The sequence below is a fragment of the Pantoea sp. BL1 genome (assembly GCF_000963985.1).
GTDB lineage: Bacteria > Pseudomonadota > Gammaproteobacteria > Enterobacterales > Enterobacteriaceae > Pantoea > Pantoea rwandensis_B.
Genome location: NZ_JZRH01000117.1, coordinates 1 through 205, shown reverse-complemented (window position 1 = coordinate 205; position 205 = coordinate 1). Strand labels below are relative to the sequence as shown.

Below are 205 nucleotides of genomic sequence, written 5' to 3'. Positions count from 1 at the left end.
GAGGGATGTCACGCGCCGTTCCCCGCACATAGCCTGGCGCATATCGCTGAAGTCGCAAGCGCGGGGATCCAGCGGGCCCGCATTTTAGATTCAGCCAGTCTGCAATTCGTGTCCGCCGTCATATCCTTAAAAAATATTGTGCTGAGCGCGGGCAGTTTTGTGCGGATGTGCCACACTATAACCGTCTGATATACATGACAACTTT

The 205-nt window shown here is 53.7% G+C and carries 1 protein-coding gene; it reads left to right on the top strand.

Annotated elements, in window-relative coordinates; genetic code table 11:
• Positions 1-189, top strand: a 189-nt coding sequence (locus tag VH86_RS26255; protein ID WP_231647408.1) for a hypothetical protein, incomplete at its 5' end; no start/stop codon positions are given.
• Between the last annotated feature and the right edge of the window lie 16 nt (positions 190-205).